The sequence below is a fragment of the Aeromonas sp. MdU4 genome, assembly GCF_041929505.1.
Classification (GTDB): Bacteria; Pseudomonadota; Gammaproteobacteria; order Enterobacterales; family Aeromonadaceae; genus Aeromonas.
The window spans coordinates 1-630 of sequence record NZ_JBHFMW010000065.1; the positions used below are offsets into that span (position 1 = coordinate 1).

The 630-nt window shown below is 54.6% G+C and carries 1 protein-coding gene; it reads left to right on the forward strand.

The genetic code is table 11. The features are described from left to right. Positions 1 to 150: 150 nt before the first annotated feature. The coding region (locus tag ACE1BR_RS23175; RefSeq protein ID WP_374874434.1) for an EAL domain-containing protein at positions 151 to 630 on the forward strand (480 nt) is incomplete at its 3' end.

Here is a 630-nt window from a genome sequence, read left to right on the forward strand (position 1 = left end):
AATAAACTGAATACCCTTGGCCTACCTGTCAGAAAGCCCCGAGTGTAGCGGTTACCTGGGGCTGGGGAAGTCATGACTGCTGGCTGATTTGGGCAACAACGCCTCCCTCAGGCAGAAACGTCAGGTTTGATTGTGCCAATGACCAGCCAAATGATGACCCAGGTCATCCCGACCCTGCTCACCCAACTGCCACAACTCCCCACGCCCTTTCACCTAGCGGTGAATATCAGCGCGGCGCATTTTGACACCCCCCTCCTACTGGATAACTGCGCACAGTTTCTGAGCCATTTTTTACCGGGCAAGGTCCTCCTCACCTTGGAGCTGACCGAGCGAGAATTGTTACGCAACAATGGAGGCACCCTTCGCATGCTCCATCAGCTCAACGCCATGGGGGTGCAGATTGCGCTGGATGACTTTGGCACCGGTCATGCGAGTCTGGCTTATCTGAAACAGTTTCCGGTCGACATAATCAAACTGGACCAGACCTTTGTCAGCAAGATAGGGTCGGACACGCTGTCACAACTGCTCGCCGATAACGTAATTGAACTGGGGATGAAGCTGGGCCTGGTAGTTATTGCTGAAGGCGTCGAAACCGCCTATCAGGCCGACCACCTGACTAACAAGGGCGTG